Below are 16797 nucleotides of genomic sequence, written 5' to 3' on the forward strand. Positions count from 1 at the left end.
GGTGGCGGTCGCCTATTGGCCGGCCGGCAGGTCCGCGGGCCTGGCAGCCTTGAGCTGCGCCGTGGCGTTCAATATCCAGGCCAGCGCCAGCAGCACCAGCAATCCGCCGCCCAGGATCATGCCGTCGAACAGGGGTTCGGGCTGGCGCGTGGTCTTTACCACCTGCAGGAACATGCTGATCACCGTGCCCGCAGCAAACACTGCAAGGCTCTGTCGCCCCAGCTGCCGAAACGGCGCCGCGACCGGCATGGCCGCAATGGCGCCCATGACCGGCAGGTGGCCAAAGACGTAGAACAGCGCCAGCGCATGCAGCAGACGCGGCAGCGCCAGGAAGGTCTTGTCGAACCAGGTGAGGTAAAACGGCGCGCCATGATCGGCAAACCAGGCCAGGCCGTCGCGCCCCACACTGCCCAGAGCCGGGATCTTGATCCAGAACAACACCAGCACCACAAAGCCAGCGGCCAGCCCGAACAGGCCGGGAGCGTAGGGAATGAAGGCCTTGCCAGACTTCATGGCGACGCCCGAGAGCAAACCGATAATGTAGAGGAGCTGCCACGATAGCGGGTTGAAGAACCAGCCGCCGGAAGCGGGGAAACTGGGAAAATTGAGGCGGAACTGTCCCGCCGCCGCCCAGACGGCAACCGACAGGCCCAACAGCAGCCAGGGGCGGCGCACCCCAACCATCAGCAGGAGCGGCGTCGCCAACAGGAGCGCGGTGTAGAGCGGCAGAATATTGAGGTAGCCCAGTTGATGGGTCAGCAGCGGAATGCCGATCAGCGTGCTCAGCGGCTGCCCGTAAATGGGCGACACATTGTTCTTGAGCATCACCTCGGGCAGGTCGAACCACAGGGCTGCGGCGGCAAACATGCCCAGGCACAGCATGGTGATGGTGATGTGCACGAAGTAGAGCTGCCGCGCCCGGGCCCAGACCCTGGCAATGGCGCGCCATAGACTGCCCTGACGGAAGCCATTGGAATAGGCGAGCCCGGCCGCCATGCCCGACATGAAGACAAAGGCCTCAGCGGCATCGGAAAAGCCGAAATTCCGGTTGGTGAAGCTCTCGTAGAGGGTGCCCGGCACGTGGTTGATGAAAATCATCACCAGGGCGATGCCGCGGAACATGTCGAGCCGCGGGTCGCGCTGCGCCGGCGACACCAGTTGCTGGCGGGCGGCCACGGGGCTGGCGTCTGGTGCCGGCATTTCCGCTGCCATGCGGGCGGTGCGGGTGACGCTAGGCTGAGACATGACGCGGCGCCTTCCTGTCGGCCATGGCCGCAGCAGTGTCGGCGGCGCTCATCGGGCCGGCCCAGGCGGCCAGGATTGTCGCATGCGCCACCACGATCGATGCCGGGGTCACGTCGATTGCTGTCTGGAACAGCGTGGACGATCGGCGCCTGGGTCGCGAGGTCGCCGCAATCAACACTGGCGCCGCCATGGCCGGCAGCGTGGCCGGCGCCAGCCAGATTGCGGCGGCAGGCGCAAAAACCAGCGTGCTGGCAAGCGCCAGCGTCGCCAGCGCCACGATCCACCAACTGGCCCGGAACCCATCCGCGATGCTCACACTGTTCTGGCCCCGCCGCGTGGGCGGCCAACCGCCATCAATGCCCAGCAGCACCTGGCACACGGCGCGCGTCTGCAGCAGCAGCATGGTGGGCGCCAGAACCGTCGACAGCACGATTTCGCCGAGCACCGACAGCAGGGCCACCGGCGTGCCGCCGAACCGCCGATTGCGCCCGTCGACAAGGCCGCGCGCCACGATCAGCAGCTTGGGCAGCACCAGCGTCAGGACCACGGCCAGACCCAGCGTCCAGAAGGGCACGGGCGGCGGGCCGAGGCCGGACAGGACCACGGGCATATCGGGAAAGATGGCGGCCACGATGCTGCTGACCAGCAGCAACAGCCAGAGCGGGGAAGCCAGATAGGCCATGATGCCGCGCACAAAGGTGAACCGGCTCCACCATGTCAGCCCCGGCGCCGCCAGCAGCCGGGCGTGCTGCAGATTGCCCTGACACCAGCGGCGATCGCGCTTGGCATATTCGATGACGTTTTCGGGCCCCTCCTCATAGGACCCGGCCAGGCACGGATCGACCTCGACCTTCCAGCCGGCCCGCGACAGCAGCGCGGCTTCGACATAGTCGTGGCTGAGGATGTGACCACCAAAGGGCGGTGCGCCCGAAAGCTCGGGCAGCCCGCAGCTGGACGCAAAGGCGCTGATGCGGACAATGGCATTGTGTCCCCAATAGGGACCGTCGCGCCCCTGCATCAGCGCAGCACCGCGCGCAAAGGTCGGCGACAGATAGGCCGCGGCAAACTGGATGGAGCGACCGAACAGCGTCTGGGCATTGATGATGTAGGGCACGGTCTGCAGCAGGCCCAGACCGGGGTCCTCATCCATGCGCCGCACCATGGCGGCCATGGTCGCGCCTTCCATCAGGCTGTCGGCGTCAAGGATCACCGCATAGTCATAGGCCGCGCCCGAGCGCGCGATGAAATCCTCGACATTGCCGGCCTTGCGCCCGATATTGCGCTCGCGCCGGCGGTAAAAGATGCGCCCGGCACTGTGCGGCTCGGCGAGCAGGCGCTCGAACCACACCGCCTCCTGGGCGACGCAGGCCGTGGATTGCGAGTCCGACAGCACCATGAAATGGAAATGGTCAGCCAGGCCTTCGGCAATCACGCTGGCATTCATCGCGGCAATGCGCGCAAAGGTCGCCATGGCGTCTTCATTGTAGACCGGCACCAGCACAGCGGTGCGGCCTTTGAGGGGCGCCGCCGACGGCCTGGCCGTTGCCACCGGGGTGAACACGCCCAGAATGGCGACCACGCTGCCCCAGACCAGCCAGAAGCCGCTAATGGCGATCAGAGCCGTGCGCAACAGGTCGAGCGCGCTGATGCCGCCCTCACCCGAGAACCGCAAGAACAGGTAGCTGCCGACCCCGCTGAGCACAATGGTACCCAGCAGGGCGGTCAACCGAAAAAACGCTGCACCATGCATGGCCGGATTCGTCTCAATCACCGACCGGTGAACGCCAGAAGCGTATCGATGATGGCGCGCGGCAATGACCTGCGGTGCTGCAATTGCTGTTTGGGCATATGCAGCGGCGCGTCCGGCAGGGCACTGGCGAAGTTGAATTCTGCTGGATAGTTCATGCTGCGGGCCTCCACTGGTAAAGCCAGGTTTCGGTCAACTTCCGCCCCAAACCAACCAGATAGGCCTTCAGCTCCAGGAGCGCGCCGCCCTCGGTCTCCACGTCCAGCACCAGGCGCCAGGCGCCATTGGCCGGAACGCGCGACAGCACCGAATTGCGCAGCACGCCACCGCTGACACTGGCCAGAATGTCGATCGGCGTGCCGTCCGCAAAGTCCTGCAATTCACCGCCGCTGAAATCGACCACGAACTTGCGAAGATTTTCCGCATTCTCCACCCCCGAGACGCCGCCCACGCCAGAGCGCGTCTCGGCGACAAAGGCCGTGCTGGCCTTGGGGTCCGGATCAAGATTGCCCCAGCGCAGCCGATAGGCGAACTCGCGCGACTGCCCCGCCTGTGCCGGCTCGGCCGGAACCCAGAACGCCACAATATTGTCGTCGGCCTCAAGTCGGGCTGGAATTTCGATGAGGCGGACCATGCCCTGGCCCCAGGCGCCCACAGGCTCGACCCGCAGCGAGGGCCGGCGCTCATAATGGGCGCCCGCATCCTGATAGCTCTCGAAGTCGCGGCCGCGCTGATAGAGCCCGAAGGCCCTGGGATTGTTCTCCCACAGATAGGAATTGCCCAGGGTTGTGGAATTGTTGAGCGCGCGCCACATCACCTCGCCGCTTTCGCGCTCCAGCAACAGCCCGTTGCTGTCGTGGACCTGCGGCCGGTAGTCATCAAAATCGCCACGATTGGCCTCGGCATAAAGGAACATCGAGGTCAGCGGCGCGATGCCAATTTCGGCGACATCGCTGCGGAAATACAGCCGCGCCGTCACGTCCATCGTGGTTTCCTGATCGGCATCGCTGGCCGGGGTAATGACAAAGCGATAGGCGCCGGTGACGCTCTGGCTGTCGAGCGCGGCATAAATGGTCAACGCACCGCCTTGCTGCGGCCGTTCCACATAGAACTCGGAAAAGCGCGGAAACTCTTCGGGCAGATTGACCCAGGAATTGACCACCAGGCCACGGGCACTCAGGCCATAGATATTGTCCCGGCCAAGCGAGCGGAAATAGCTCGCGCCCAGAAAAGACACCAGCTCATCATAGCCCTGCGGGTTGTTGAGCGGGTAATTGACCCGGAGCCCGGCCACGCCGGGGAAAGCATCGGCCAGAACGCCTTCCTCCACGACACTGTCATGATACTGAAAATCAGATGTGCCAAAAGCCACCAGGCGGGCCACGCCCGCATCGATCTCGAACACCTTGACCGGCTCGGTATAGAGCCAGCCGAGGTGAAACGCCTGCAGGCGGTAGCCGTGTCCATCATCGGCCCATTTGCTGGAATCCGGGCGATACTGAATCCGGCGATAGGCGTCATAGTCGAGATTGTGCAGGGGCTCGGGGACAAGGGCACTCAACGGCTCGAAAGCCGTGGTGGCAAGGTCCTGCATCCGCGCGCTGAAGCTGTCAAAGTCGAAAGCCGAAGCCCCCGGTTCCTGTGCCATCACGGGGAAGGTCAGGGCTGTGCTCGACATTAGCAGCAGCGAGGCTCCCAGCGCTTGCAGGAGCTGGCGGCGGCGACGGGAAGTGTGCAGGGGACGTGGCACTTAGAACCTACTCTATAACCACCAATACGCGGTAGCGGTGCTTCGGTAGGGCTTGGAACGTCACTGCGGTGAAAAAGTTGTTGCATGCAACCCATGCGCCGGACGCATGGACCGGTGCCAGCACCCCGAGACGGCGATCAGGCGGACCGGCGACGCGCACGGAAATGTTCAAATGAGCCGAACAACTAGCTCGATTGTGCACAGGCCCGGCAATACGAACGCACTGTCATAAAACTGCTAAATACCTGATTTAAAAGGCCGCGTCAGACCGGAACGGTGCGGTCGCGGCTCCATGAATGTTCATATGAACATTTCCTGTTTGCAAAGGAAAATTCGATGCTGTCAAATAGCGCCAAGCTTGGGACGCGCAAGTCCCAGCACAATAACAAGGGAGTGAGCATGTCCAAGAAAGTTTTGTGCCTGTCCGTCGGGCTGACCGCCATGCTGGCGGCGACGCCGGCTTTTGCCCAGACCGAGATCGCCTGGTGGCACGCCATGGACGCCCAGCTGGGCGAGAAGCTTCAGGAAATCGCGACCGGCTTCAACGAGAGCCAGTCTGAATTCAAGGTCATTCCGACCTACAAGGGTACCTATCCCGAGACGCTGACCGCTGCCATCGCCGCGTTCCGTGCCAACGAACAGCCCGCCATCGTGCAGGTGTTCGAAGTGGGCACCGGCACCATGATGGCCGCCAAGGGCGCCGTCTATCCGGTTTACCAGTTGATGGCCGACAATGGCGAGCCGTGGGATCCATCTGGCTTCCTCGCGCCAGTGACCGGCTATTATTCTGACGTCGACGGCAACATTCTGTCGATGCCGTTCAACTCCTCAACGCCCATCATGTATTATAACAAGGACCTGTTCGAAAAGGCTGGCCTCGACCGTGAAACGCCGCCCAAGACCTGGGCCGAACTCGAGACCATGAGCCGGCAGATCGTGGAATCGGGCGCCGCCCCCTGCGGTCTCAGCAGCGCCTGGATCACCTGGATCCAGACCGAGAACCTGTCAGCCATCCATGACCAGCCCTTCGGCACCCTGGATAACGGCTTTGGCGGTCTCGCCACCGAATTCACCTTCAACGGCCCGGTACAGGTCAAGCACTGGGACAATCTGAAGAAATGGGCTGACGAAGGCCTGTTCCAGTATGGTGGCCCGGTTGGCGGCGCCGACTCGGCTCCCAAATTCTACGCGCAGGAATGCGCCATCTTCATGAACTCCTCGGCAGGCCGCGCTGGCGTCATCGCCAACTCCAAGGAATTCGAAGTCGGCTTCGCCCCCCTGCCTTACTATGACGACGAGATCACCGAGCCGAAGAACTCGATCATCGGCGGCGCGACGCTGTGGGCGCTCAACGGAAAGGATCCTGAAGTCTACAAGGGCGTTGCCCAGTTCTTCACCTATCTCAGCGAGCCTGAGATCCAGGCTGGCTGGCATCAGTTCACCGGCTACCTGCCGATCACCAATGCCGCCTACGAACTGGGCCAGTCGCAGGACTACTATGCCCAGAACCCGGGTTCGGACGTCGCCATCCAGCAGATCACCCGCGGCACGCCGACGGCCAATTCCAAGGGCGTTCGCTTTGGCAATCTGACCCAGGCCCGCAACGTGGTGGATGAAGAGTTCGAAGCCATGCTGGCCGGCTCCAAGACTGCCCAGGAAGCGCTTGATTCCGCCGTCGAGCGCGGCAATCAGATCCTGCGCGACTTCGAAGCCGCCAACCAGTAGGCCCTCCGGCCCAAACTCGCTCCACCCTTTCACCGAGGGTGGAGCGCCATTGTCTCTGCGCATGAGCGCAGTCAGTTACGAGGCGGAGCATGCAGGCCAAGCGAACCACTTTCCCCAATAAATTCCTGCCCTATTGGCTGCTTGTCCCACAGCTTGCCGTAACCCTGATCTTCTTTATCTGGCCCGCTGTCCAGGCACTGAAATCCTCGTTCGAACGGGAAGACCCGTTTGGCTTCAAGACCACTTTTGTGTGGTTCGAGAATTATCGCCGGCTGCTCATCGACCCGATGTATGTCGGCTCGCTCGGCAAGACCGCAGTGTTTGCCTTCAGCGTGACGGCGCTATCGATGTCGCTGTCGCTGATCCTGGCGGTTGCGGTGAACCGGGTGCTGCGCAGCAACCGGGCCTATACCACCTTGCTGGTCTGGCCCTATGCCGTGGCGCCGGTCGTCGTGGGCATTTTGTGGTGGTTCATGTTCAACCCCACCATCGGTATCGCGCCCTATCTGCTGCGCGGTATGGGTATCGACTGGAACCACCGGGTCGACGGCAACCAGGCCATGATTTTCGTGGTCATGGCAGCCAGCTGGAAACAGATTTCCTACAATTTCCTGTTCTTTGTCGCCGGACTGCAGTCGGTGCCGCAATCCCAGATCGAGGCGGCCGCCATTGATGGCGCCGGGCCGTTCAAGCGGTTCTGGACCATCGTCTTCCCGCTGCTGGCGCCAACCACCTTCTTCCTGCTGATCGTCAACATCAACTACGCCATGTTCGACACCTTCGGCATCATCGACGCCACCACCCAGGGCGGTCCGGCCCAGGCCACCAACATCCTGGTCTACAAGGTCTATACCGACGGTTTCCTGGGGCTGAACATCGGTTCGTCCTCAGCCCAGTCGGTGATCCTGATGATCATCGTCATCGCTCTCACCGCCATCCAGTTCCGCTATGTCGAGCGGCGAATTCAGTATTAGGGAGCGCCGAAATGATTGAAAACCGACCCGTCCTGGCCTTCCTCACCCATCTCGTGCTGATCGTCGGCGTCGTTATCGTGGTGTTCCCGGTCTACCTGGCCTTCGTCGCCTCGACCCATGGCAGCGGCGACTTCATGCGCGGCCTGGTGCCCCTGCTGCCCGGCCCGCACCTGATCGAGAACTACAGCTTCATGCTCAATGAGGGCATTTCCAGCGCCGGCGCGCCACCGCTGTGGATCATGCTGCTGAACTCGCTGGTGATGGCCATCTCCATTGCCGTGGGCAAGATCATCATCTCGATCCTGTCGGCCTATGCCATCGTGTTCTTCCGCTTCCCGTTCCGCATGGTGGCCTTCTGGATCATCTTCATCACGCTGATGCTGCCGGTCGAGGTGCGTATCATCCCCACCTTCAAGGTGGTGGCGGATCTGGGCATGCTGAACTCCTATCCCGGCCTGATCATCCCGCTGATTGCCTCGGCAACCGCGACCTTCCTGTTCCGCCAGTTCTTCCTCACCGTGCCCGATGAACTGATGGAAGCGGCCCGCGTCGACGGCGCCGGGGCGATGAAGTTCTTCCGCGATATCCTGCTGCCGCTCAGCCGCACCAATATCGCGGCGCTGTTCGTCATCCTATTCATCTATGGCTGGGTGCAGTATCTGTGGCCACTGCTGGTGACCACCGACAGCCGCTACTACACCATCGTGATGGGCATCAAACGGCTGGCGGCAACCGCCGATTCCGAGCCGCAATGGAACTTCGTCATGGCCGCCGTGATGCTGGCCATGCTGCCCCCCGTCCTTGTCGTCATTTTCATGCAGCGCCTGTTCGTCAAGGGCCTGGTCGAAACGGAGAAATAAGCCATGGCCACGATCAATATCGTCGACCTGCAGAAAAATTACGGCCCCGTGCCTGCAGTCAAGGGCATCAATCTCTCGGTCGAAGACGGCGAACTCATCGTTCTCGTCGGGCCCTCCGGCTGCGGCAAATCCACCCTGCTGCGCATGGTGGCCGGGCTGGAATCGGTCACCTCCGGCCGCATCGAGATCGCTGGCCGCGACGTGGTCAAGGCCGAGCCGGCCGAGCGCGACATCGCCATGGTGTTCCAGAACTACGCGCTCTACCCGCATATGACAGTGCGCGGAAACCTCGAATATGGCCTGAAGAACCGTGGCACGCCGCGTGCCGAGATTGATCGCCGGGTTCAGGAAGCCGCCGACATCCTCGAGATCGGGCCATTGCTCGATCGCAAGCCGCGCCAGCTTTCCGGCGGCCAGCGCCAACGGGTTGCGATGGGCCGCGCCATTGTGCGCGAACCGGCTGCCTTCCTGTTCGATGAGCCGCTGTCCAATCTGGATGCCAAGCTGCGCGTGCAGATGCGCGTCGAAATCCGCAAACTGCAGCGCCGTCTCAAGACCACCAGCCTCTATGTGACGCACGACCAGCTTGAGGCCATGACCCTGGCCGACCGGCTGGTGGTGATGAATGGCGGACTGGTGGAACAGATCGGCACACCCACCGATGTCTATGACCGGCCTGCAACGCTGTTCGTCGCCGGGTTTATCGGCTCTCCGCCCATGAATCTGGTGCCGCTATCGGCCTTTTCCGGCGCCGACTTTTCGGCCCTGCCGCCCAACACCGACATTGTCGGCATCCGGCCTGATGCGCTGCTGCTGGAGCGCCCCGAGGGCCCGAGCGTGATGATCGAGGCCATAGCCGAACTGCTCGAGCCGATCGGCGGCGAAAGCCACCTTCACGTCAAGCTGACGGGCTCGAACCAGTCCATGGTGCTCAGCATCCAGGGGCGCCCCCATGTTGACGAGGGTGCCGCGCTGACCATCTTCGCCCGCCCCGCCGACCTCCATCCCTTCAATTCGGCGACCGGACGGCGAACCGACGACCCCGCAACAGCCTAGCATCCATCGCCGCAACGCCCTTGCCGGCCCAGCATAAAGACCATTCATGACAGCCAACACAAAAACGGGCCCCACCCGCGACGAAGTACAGGCCCACCGCGGCGCCTCCGCCGTAGCCCCGGAAAATACCCTGGCCGCGTTCCGGGCCGCAGCCGAGCAGGGCGCGCGCTGGGTGGAGCTGGACGTGGCCCTGCTGGCCGATGAAACGCTGGTGGTCATCCACGACGACAGCGTCGATCGCACCACCTCGGGCACCGGCAAGCTGGCGACATTGCGGCGCGCCGACCTGGAAACGCTCGACGCCGGCGCCTGGTTTGACCCCCGCTTTGCCGGCGAGCGCCTGCCGACGCTGAGCCAGGTCATGGCCGTGCTGGGCGAGCTCGGCCTCGGCGCCAATATCGAAATCAAGCAGCATCCGCACCACCGCTCGCTCGACCAGCTGGTGGACGCGGTGCAGCGTGACATCAGCCAGCACAAGGACGTGCCGGTGATGATCTCGAGCTTCGATCCCGACGCCCTCAAGGCCATGCATGCGCGCGAACCCGATCTGGAACTGGCCATGCTGTGGTCCGAACTGCCGGCGGACTGGCAGGCCCGGCTGGCCGCCATTCCGGCGCGCACCATCCACCTCAACTACAAGGCGCTCAGCATCGGCTTTCTGGAGCAGGCCCGCCAAAGCGGCATCAAGGTGCGCGCCTGGACGAGCAACAATCCGGCCGAGCTCGGTTCATTCTGGGACGCCGGCCTGACCGGGGTCATTACCGACAACCCAAAACTCTTTCTGGGGTAGCAGGCAATGGATCGGGGCAGATTGTCCAGCCGACAGCGCGACATCCTGGCACGGCTGGAGATTGAAGGCGTTCAGTATATCGAGCAGCTTGCCGAGCGCTATGGCCTGACCCCCCAAACCCTACGGCGTGACATCAACGCCCTGTGTGAGCTGGGTTTTACCAGGCGTTTCCATGGCGGCGTCGATCTGCCCGTGCCCGCCCGCAATATTTCGATCAGCGCCCGCGCGGCCCTCAACAGTGGCGCGAAAAAGCGCATTGCCCAGCGCATTGCCAGCGTCATCGAACCCGATTCCACGGTATTTCTGGGCATTGGCAGCACCGTGCAGTTCGTCGCTGCGGCGCTGAGCGAGCACAAGGGCCTGCGCGTGGTGACCAACAATATCGACGTGGCGCTGGTCTTGTCCGAAGCGCCGCAGGTGGAAGTGCACCTGGCCGGTGGCCTGATGCGCCATGATGACCGCGACGTGGTGGGCCCCGATGCCCTGCGCTTCTTTGAAAAATTCTACGCCTCCTACGCCGTGATCGGCGCCGGCGCGCTCGACCCGGCCAAGGGCGTCCTCGATTTCAGCTACAATGAAGCGCAGGCGACCACGACCATGATCGAGAACTCCCGCACCCAGTTGCTGGCCGCCGATGTCAGCAAGTGGACGCGGGACGCCTCGGTGCGGGTTGTCCCGTTCGCCCGGGTGGACACGCTGTTTACCGACCGCCTGCCCGACGATGACAGTGCCCGGCAGGCCCTGGCCGCAGCGGGCACCAAGACCGTTCTGTGCGAGGACCCGGCATGAGCTTTCTGGGCCAGGCGCCGCGCCCCGAACAATTGCGCGGCGTGCGCTACCTGTTCACCGACATTGACGATACCCTGACCACGCAGGGACGACTGCTGCCCGAAACCTACCAGGCCATCTGGGATCTGCACAATGCGGGCATCGAGGTGGTGCCGGTGACGGGCGGTTCAGCCGGCTGGTGTGAGCACATTGTCCGTGCCTGGCCAGTCGTCGCGGTCATCGGCGAAAGCGGCGCCCTGGCGATGACCCTTTCGGGCGGCAAGGTAGATCTGACCTTCTGGGAAGACGAGGCGATCCAGACCGAACGCCAGGCCCGGCACCTTGAGGCCATCCAGCCGCTGCTGGGCAAATTTGTCCTCTCGGCTGACCAGCGTTTCCGCCTGGCCGACATTGCCATCGAAATCGCCGGGCACTCCCGGCAGGAGGTCGATGCACTGGCTCGCCGCATCCATGCCCTGGGGGCCAGCGTCGCCATCAGTTCCATTCACATCAATAGCTGGCACGGCAATTACGACAAGCGCACCATGAGCGAGCGCGTGCTGCACCAGCTCAATGTTTCCCCGCACGAAATCGCCGCCAGCACGGCCTTTGTTGGCGATTCCCGCAATGACGCGCCAATGTTCGGGTTTTTCAGCAACGCCTTTGGCGTCGCCAATATCCTGCCCGTGCTCGCCGACATCCCCACCAAGCCCAGATGGATATCCAGCCGACCAGCCGGGCTTGGCTTCGTGGATATCGCCCATACGCTGATCGCCGCCAGGACAATGCCGCAGGTCTGAGCGGCGGTCGCCCTGTTGGACGGCCCGCAGCGCTAGGGCGCGCTGAACCGCAGCCGCGACTGCTCGACATGGCTGCGCATCGCCGCCTCCGCCGCGTCGCCATCGCGGGCGCGCAGGGCGTTCAGAATGGCCTGATGCTCGGCAATGGCCGCGCCGACAACCCGGGCGTTGAACACCAGGCGGAACAGGTGCACATGGATGTGCAGCCGCGCCAGCGCATCGACCACCAGTCGATTGCCGGCGCAGGCCGCCAGTTGATCGTGGAAGGCCATGTCGATCTGGGCGAACTGGGCATAGGCATCAAGCCCCTCGCGCAGCGACAGTCCCTCCATCTCGGCACAGAGCGAGGCGAGGTGATCGATATCGGCTGCAGGCATCCGCTCGGCACATTGCCGGGCGACAAACGGCTCGAGCAACAGGCGCAACTCGTAGAGCTCGGCCAGTTGCGCCGGGCTCAGCTGTGGCGCTGCACTATAGCCCACCAGATGGGTCTTGATCACCAGCCCCTCGGCCTCGAGCCGGGTCAAGGCCTCGCGGACCGGGGTCTGCGATACCCCCAATTGCCGCGCCACTGCATCCACTGAAATACGCGTACCCGGCGCGATCTCCAGCGACATGATGCGCGCAAAGATGGCGCTATAGACTTCATCGCCCAGCCGCGCCGGGCGCCGCAGCAAGCCGGCCACCGCGCTTGGAACCGCCATTACCAGCTCACGGCAATATATTTGGTTTCGCAGAATTCCATGATGCCGTGATGCGCGCCCTCGCGGCCCAGGCCCGACTGCTTGACCCCACCGAACGGCGCCGCCGGATCCGACACCAGACCACGATTGAGCCCAACCATGCCAGCCTCGAAGCGCTCGGCCACCTGCAGCCCCTTTTTGAGGTCCTCGGTATAGACATAGGCAATCAGCCCATATTCGCTGTCATTGGACAGGGCCACCGCCTCGTCCATCGTTTCGAACACCGAAATCGGCGCAATGGGCCCGAAAATCTCGTCGCGCACCATCTCGGCATCACCAGATACCCCGGTCAGCACGGTGGGCGGGAAGTAGAAGCCGTCACCGCCACTGGCGGAACCGCCGGTGAGAACCCTGGCACCCTTGGCGACCGCATCCCTGACCAGATCGCCCATCTGATCGACCGCCCCCTGATTGATCAGCGGACCGCAGGCCACGCCCTCAGCGTAACCGGCGCCCACCTGCATCTGCCCCATACGCTCGGCCAGCCCCTTGGCGAAGCGCTCGGCAATGCCGCTCTGCACATAGAAGCGATTGGCCGCCGTGCAGGCCTCGCCGCCATTGCGCATCTTGGCCAGCATGGCGCCATCCAGCGCCTTGTCCAGATCGGCATCGTCAAACACCACGAAAGGGGCATTGCCGCCCAGCTCCATCGAGCAGTTGATCACCTGATCGGCTGCCTCGACCAGAAGCTTGCGCCCGACCGCAGTCGAGCCGGTGAACGACAGCTTGCGCACCCGCGCGTCATGCAGCATGGCCGAAACCAGCTTGCCCGAACTCGACGTGGTCAGCACATTGACCACGCCCTTGGGCACGCCGGCCTCTTCCATCAGCGCGGCCATGGCATAGGCCGTCAGCGGCGTCTCCGTGGCAGGCTTGAGCACGACTGAACAGCCTGCCGCCAGTGCCGGGCCGATCTTGCGGGTCGCCATCGCCGCCGGAAAATTCCAGGGCGTGACCAGCACCGCCACGCCAATGGGCTGCTGGGTCACCAGGATCTTGTTGTTGCCGCTCGGCGCAATCGAGAAATCGCCATTGAGCCGCACCGCTTCTTCGGAGAACCAGCGAAAGAACTCGGCGGCATAGGCCACTTCGCCGCGCGCATCGGGCAGTGCCTTGCCATTTTCGAGGCTGATCAGGCGGGCGAACATTTCGCTGCGCGCCATCATCAATTCCCAGCACTTGCGCAGGATTTCGCCGCGCTGGCGTGGCGCCGTGGCAGCCCAGCCCGGCAGGGCATCATGGGCGGCTTTGACTGCGGCCATGCCATCCTCGACCGTGGCGTCAGCGACGCTGGCAATGGTCTTGCCGGTCGAGGGATCGAGCACGTCGATCCGCTTGCCCTCGGCACCGGCGCGCCAGGCGCCATTGATATAAAGGTCGGTCTTGACCGTGTCCTGGATACCGAAGGACTGCAGGGAGTCAGGCAGTTTGAGCATGGAGAAATTCCTTAATGGGCAAGCCGGGTGCGATCCCCGGCGAAAGCGGCACGGACAATGGCCTGCATGGCCGACAGATCGAGCGGGCGCGGGTTGTTCTTGACCAAACGCGCGGCGCCCAGCGATTGTTCAGCGGTCCAGTCCAATTGATCTTCACGCAGGCCCAGCGCCTTGAGATCGGCGGGAATGCCGATGCCGGCAAACAGCGTCTCGACAGCGACAATGGCGCGCTCGCCATTGCCCCTGGCGTCGTCGCCCGCCTCGGCCACCCCCATCGCCACCGCGACCTCGGCCATCGACTGGGTGGCGTGGCTGAGATTGAAACTCATCGCATAGGGCATCAGACAGGCCACACCCGCGCCATGCGCAGTCTTGGTCAGCGCGCCCACCGGATATTGAATGGCATGCGCCGCCGCCGTGCCCGCCGTGCCAAAGGCCAGGCCCGCGAGCAGGGCGCCATACATGACGCTTTCGCGCGCAGCCAGATCCTGCCCATTGTCGACAGAGCGCCGCAGCCCCCGCGCCAGATGGCCAATCGCCTCGCGCGCATGGCCATCGCTCAGGGCGTTCTTGCCCAGAAATACATGGTCCAGGCTGCTGCCCGCATCCACCACCCGTGGCCCGGCGGTCAAGGCTTCAATGGCGTGGGTCAACGCGTCGGCGCCGGCAATGGCGGTGAGCCCGGAAGGCGCACTCAGCGTCAATTCGGGATCACAGATCGCCACCAGCGGAATGATATGCGGGCTGGCAATGCCCACCTTGAGCAGGCGCTCGCTATCGGCCACCACCGCCACCGGCGTGGCCTCCGACCCCGTACCCGCCGTGGTCGGCACCGCAATCAGTGGCAGCACCGGACCGGGCACCTTGAACTCGCCGAAATAGTCGCGCGGCGAACCGCCATGGCGCAACAGGACAGCGGCCACCTTGGCCATATCCAGACACGAACCACCGCCCAGCCCGATCAGCAGATCGGGCCCGAAGGCGCGACCGAACGCGACACATTGCGCGATACACTCCAGCGGCACCTCGGGCAGCGTCTGGTCGAACACGGCAACCGTCAGGCCCGCCGCCTTGAGCCCGTCAACCATGGCCGCAAGGTCCGCGCTGGCGCCCATGCGGGCATCCGTCACGATCAGCGCCTTCTGGCCCAGCGGCCGGGCATAGCCGGGCACGGCATTGCGCTGCCCGGACCCGAACACAATGGTGCGCGGCGCCCGCATACTGGCAAACAGGCTCATGATTGTCTCGCTGTCGGAGGGGAAGAGTGGCGCATCCGCTGCATGGTCGCCCACACCGCGTCGGCCAGTTCAATGCCATTGGCGAGCCGCGCGGTCTTGCGCGCCCGCCCGCGTTCGCCGGGGATCAGCACCTGCTCGAAGCCGGGCGCCGGTGGCGTCTGTCTGATGGTTTCGAGATAGGCCGACAGCGCCGCTCCCTGCCCCGAGAGCGGATCAATCAGGATGAATACGTCGCCCTTGTTGCTGAGGTGATCGGCGTCGAGCGTGCCCCTCACCTCCCGCCCCAGCGCCGCGCCGGTCAGCGCCGTCACCAGCAGTTCAAAGGCCAGTCCCAGCGCATAGCCCTTGGCCGCCCCAAATGGCGCAATGGCGCCCTGCCGGGCGGCATCGGGGTCGGTGGTTGGCTGCCCCTCGGCATCGAGAGCCCAGCCTGCCGGCAGCGCCACGCCGCGATGGCCATGATCGTGGATTTCGCCCATCGACACCAGGCTGGTCGCCAGGTCGATGACAAAGGGGCCGGTGTCGGTCGGCACCCCGATGGCAATCGGATTGGTGCCCAGCAGCGCCTTGCCGCCGCCGAAAGGATGTACCAGCGCCTCGCTGGTGGTCAGGATGATGCAGACCAGTCCGGTCTGCGCAATGGCCTCGGCATACCAGGCCAGCATGCCGATATGGTTGTTATTGGCGATCGCCGCCACGGCAATGCCGGTCTGGCGCGCCCGTGCGCTGGCGACCTCCACGGCCTGCATGGCCACCACCGGGCCAAGCCCCTGCTGCCCGTCAACACTGAGAAAACTGTCGCCGCGCCAGTGCTGCACGCCGCGCGTGGCCGGATCGGCCACACCATTGCCAATGCGGGCGATGATCCGTTCCAGCCGCAAAAAGCCATGCGACGGCACGCCCCGCAGCTCCGCGTCGAGCAGCAGATCCACTTGCAGCCGCGCCGGCTCGGTGTCCACCCCGGCGGCCTGGAGCGCCGCCTGCGCCGCCGCCCTGCACTCATCAACCGACACCAGCGCCATCAACAAATCCGATACGATATAGGATTCGGACGGTGCATGCTGACGCTCGCCATGTCAACGTCCCGGCTGGGCCTAACGCACCAAGCGCGCGGCCAATCCCACCGCCTGATCGCCGCGGCGCTCGAACTGCCCCTCGACAAAAAAACCCGGGGCATGCTCGCGGTCCGTGTGTCGATTTCCGACAAGTGCTGATACGGTACCAGCCGCATCCTTTGGCCGACGCGACAACCGGGTCAAGGTTCTGGCGAATGGCCAGATCAGCCGGACGGCTTGCCTCCGGCGGCGAGTCGCAGGGTAAAGGAGTATAACGTGCCGATTTTTGAGCTGGTGGTCGTCTTCGGCAGCCTGATGGTAGGGGGCATTCTGAAGGGGGCGACGGGTGCCGGCGCGCCCATCCTGGCGATTCCGGCCCTGGCGGCCTTCCATGATGTGCGCTTCGCCATCGTGATCATGACCGTGCCGAACCTGATCACCAATCTGATGCAGGTGTGGCAGCATCGGCGGCATCATCTCCGACCCGATTTCCTTGTGCCATTTCTGATTGCCGCATCTGCTGGCGTGACTTTCGGCACCTGGGTTCTGGCCAGTCTGGATTCGCGTACGCTGTCGCTCTTTGTTGCCGTGGCCGTGCTGCTCTATCTGG

Annotated in this window: 17 protein-coding genes; 9 read left to right on the forward strand and 8 right to left on the reverse strand. The window is 64.1% G+C overall.

What is annotated here, in order from left to right; genetic code table 11:
• Nucleotides 1-12 precede the first annotated feature (12 nt).
• The 4 genes from ABFY71_RS17705 to ABFY71_RS17720 are packed head-to-tail and all read right to left on the reverse strand — an operon-like array spanning nt 13 to nt 4670.
• The gene (locus ABFY71_RS17705; RefSeq protein WP_347947211.1) at nt 13-1245 is read right to left on the reverse strand and encodes an OpgC family protein; all 1233 of its coding nucleotides are present in this window, start codon (nt 1243-1245) and stop codon (nt 13-15) included.
• Nucleotides 1232-3016: a glucans biosynthesis glucosyltransferase MdoH gene (gene mdoH / locus ABFY71_RS17710; RefSeq protein ID WP_347947212.1), complete on the reverse strand. Its 1785-nt coding sequence runs from the start codon at nt 3014-3016 to the stop codon at nt 1232-1234. The genes ABFY71_RS17705 and mdoH overlap by 14 nt, the downstream gene beginning before the upstream one ends.
• Nucleotides 3013-3150: a hypothetical protein gene (locus tag ABFY71_RS17715; RefSeq protein ID WP_305581116.1), complete on the reverse strand. Its 138-nt coding sequence runs from the start codon at nt 3148-3150 to the stop codon at nt 3013-3015. The genes mdoH and ABFY71_RS17715 overlap by 4 nt, the downstream gene beginning before the upstream one ends.
• Nucleotides 3147-4670: an OpgD/OpgG family glucan biosynthesis protein gene (locus ABFY71_RS17720; RefSeq protein ID WP_347947213.1), complete on the reverse strand. Its 1524-nt coding sequence runs from the start codon at nt 4668-4670 to the stop codon at nt 3147-3149. Before ABFY71_RS17720 ends, ABFY71_RS17715 begins: the two co-directional genes overlap by 4 nt.
• A 471-nt stretch (nt 4671-5141) precedes the next feature.
• On the opposite strand from ABFY71_RS17720, the gene ugpB reads away from it, so the two are divergent.
• The 7 genes from ugpB (at nt 5142) to ABFY71_RS17755 (ending at nt 11715) form a co-directional block, all read left to right on the forward strand.
• A complete protein-coding gene (gene ugpB / locus ABFY71_RS17725; protein WP_347947214.1) occupies nt 5142-6467 on the forward strand; it encodes a sn-glycerol-3-phosphate ABC transporter substrate-binding protein UgpB in 1326 nt (441 codons plus the stop codon).
• Between the two features lie 89 nt (nt 6468-6556).
• Entirely contained in the window at nt 6557-7441 is an 885-nt protein-coding gene (ugpA, locus tag ABFY71_RS17730) for a sn-glycerol-3-phosphate ABC transporter permease UgpA (protein WP_347947215.1), read from the forward strand.
• A gap of 11 nt (nt 7442-7452) precedes the next feature.
• Nucleotides 7453-8301: a sn-glycerol-3-phosphate ABC transporter permease UgpE gene (ugpE, locus tag ABFY71_RS17735; protein WP_347947216.1), complete on the forward strand. Its 849-nt coding sequence runs from the start codon at nt 7453-7455 to the stop codon at nt 8299-8301.
• Between the two features lie 3 nt (nt 8302-8304).
• Complete coding sequence (locus tag ABFY71_RS17740; RefSeq protein WP_347947217.1) at nt 8305-9357, forward strand: sn-glycerol-3-phosphate import ATP-binding protein UgpC; 1053 nt, start codon at nt 8305-8307, stop codon at nt 9355-9357.
• Nucleotides 9358-9403: 46 nt separating this feature from the next.
• On the forward strand, nt 9404-10147 hold the full coding sequence (locus tag ABFY71_RS17745; RefSeq protein ID WP_347947218.1) for a glycerophosphoryl diester phosphodiesterase: 744 nt from the start codon (nt 9404-9406) through the stop codon (nt 10145-10147).
• Between the two features lie 6 nt (nt 10148-10153).
• The gene (locus ABFY71_RS17750; RefSeq protein WP_347947219.1) at nt 10154-10936 is read left to right on the forward strand and encodes a DeoR/GlpR family DNA-binding transcription regulator; all 783 of its coding nucleotides are present in this window, start codon (nt 10154-10156) and stop codon (nt 10934-10936) included.
• Entirely contained in the window at nt 10933-11715 is a 783-nt protein-coding gene (locus tag ABFY71_RS17755; protein WP_347947220.1) for an HAD family hydrolase, read from the forward strand. Before ABFY71_RS17750 ends, ABFY71_RS17755 begins: the two co-directional genes overlap by 4 nt.
• A gap of 32 nt (nt 11716-11747) precedes the next feature.
• Here ABFY71_RS17755 and ABFY71_RS17760 read toward each other — a convergent pair whose 3' ends face one another.
• Genes ABFY71_RS17760 through ABFY71_RS17775 form a run of 4 tightly spaced genes read right to left on the reverse strand, consistent with a single transcriptional unit; the run spans nt 11748 to nt 16154 of the window.
• Nucleotides 11748-12419: a GntR family transcriptional regulator gene (locus tag ABFY71_RS17760; RefSeq protein WP_305581133.1), complete on the reverse strand. Its 672-nt coding sequence runs from the start codon at nt 12417-12419 to the stop codon at nt 11748-11750.
• Complete coding sequence (locus tag ABFY71_RS17765) at nt 12419-13894, reverse strand: NAD-dependent succinate-semialdehyde dehydrogenase (protein ID WP_347947221.1); 1476 nt, start codon at nt 13892-13894, stop codon at nt 12419-12421. The genes ABFY71_RS17760 and ABFY71_RS17765 overlap by 1 nt, the downstream gene beginning before the upstream one ends.
• Before the next feature lie 11 nt (nt 13895-13905).
• Nucleotides 13906-15132, reverse strand: coding sequence for an iron-containing alcohol dehydrogenase (locus tag ABFY71_RS17770; RefSeq protein WP_347947222.1), 1227 nt, complete (start codon nt 15130-15132; stop codon nt 13906-13908).
• Complete coding sequence (locus ABFY71_RS17775) at nt 15129-16154, reverse strand: Ldh family oxidoreductase (RefSeq protein WP_347947223.1); 1026 nt, start codon at nt 16152-16154, stop codon at nt 15129-15131. The genes ABFY71_RS17770 and ABFY71_RS17775 overlap by 4 nt, the downstream gene beginning before the upstream one ends.
• Before the next feature lie 36 nt (nt 16155-16190).
• Between ABFY71_RS17775 and ABFY71_RS17780 the strand changes: the two genes are divergently transcribed.
• Nucleotides 16191-16346, forward strand: a complete 156-nt coding sequence (locus ABFY71_RS17780) for a hypothetical protein (RefSeq protein WP_347947224.1) — start codon at nt 16191-16193, stop codon at nt 16344-16346.
• A 117-nt stretch (nt 16347-16463) separates the two neighbouring features.
• On the forward strand, nt 16464-16797 hold a 334-nt coding region (locus ABFY71_RS17785), incomplete at its 3' end, for a TSUP family transporter (protein WP_347947225.1).

It is taken from the genome of Devosia alba (assembly GCF_039938915.1).
In the GTDB taxonomy this organism is placed as follows: domain Bacteria; phylum Pseudomonadota; class Alphaproteobacteria; order Rhizobiales; family Devosiaceae; genus Devosia; species Devosia alba.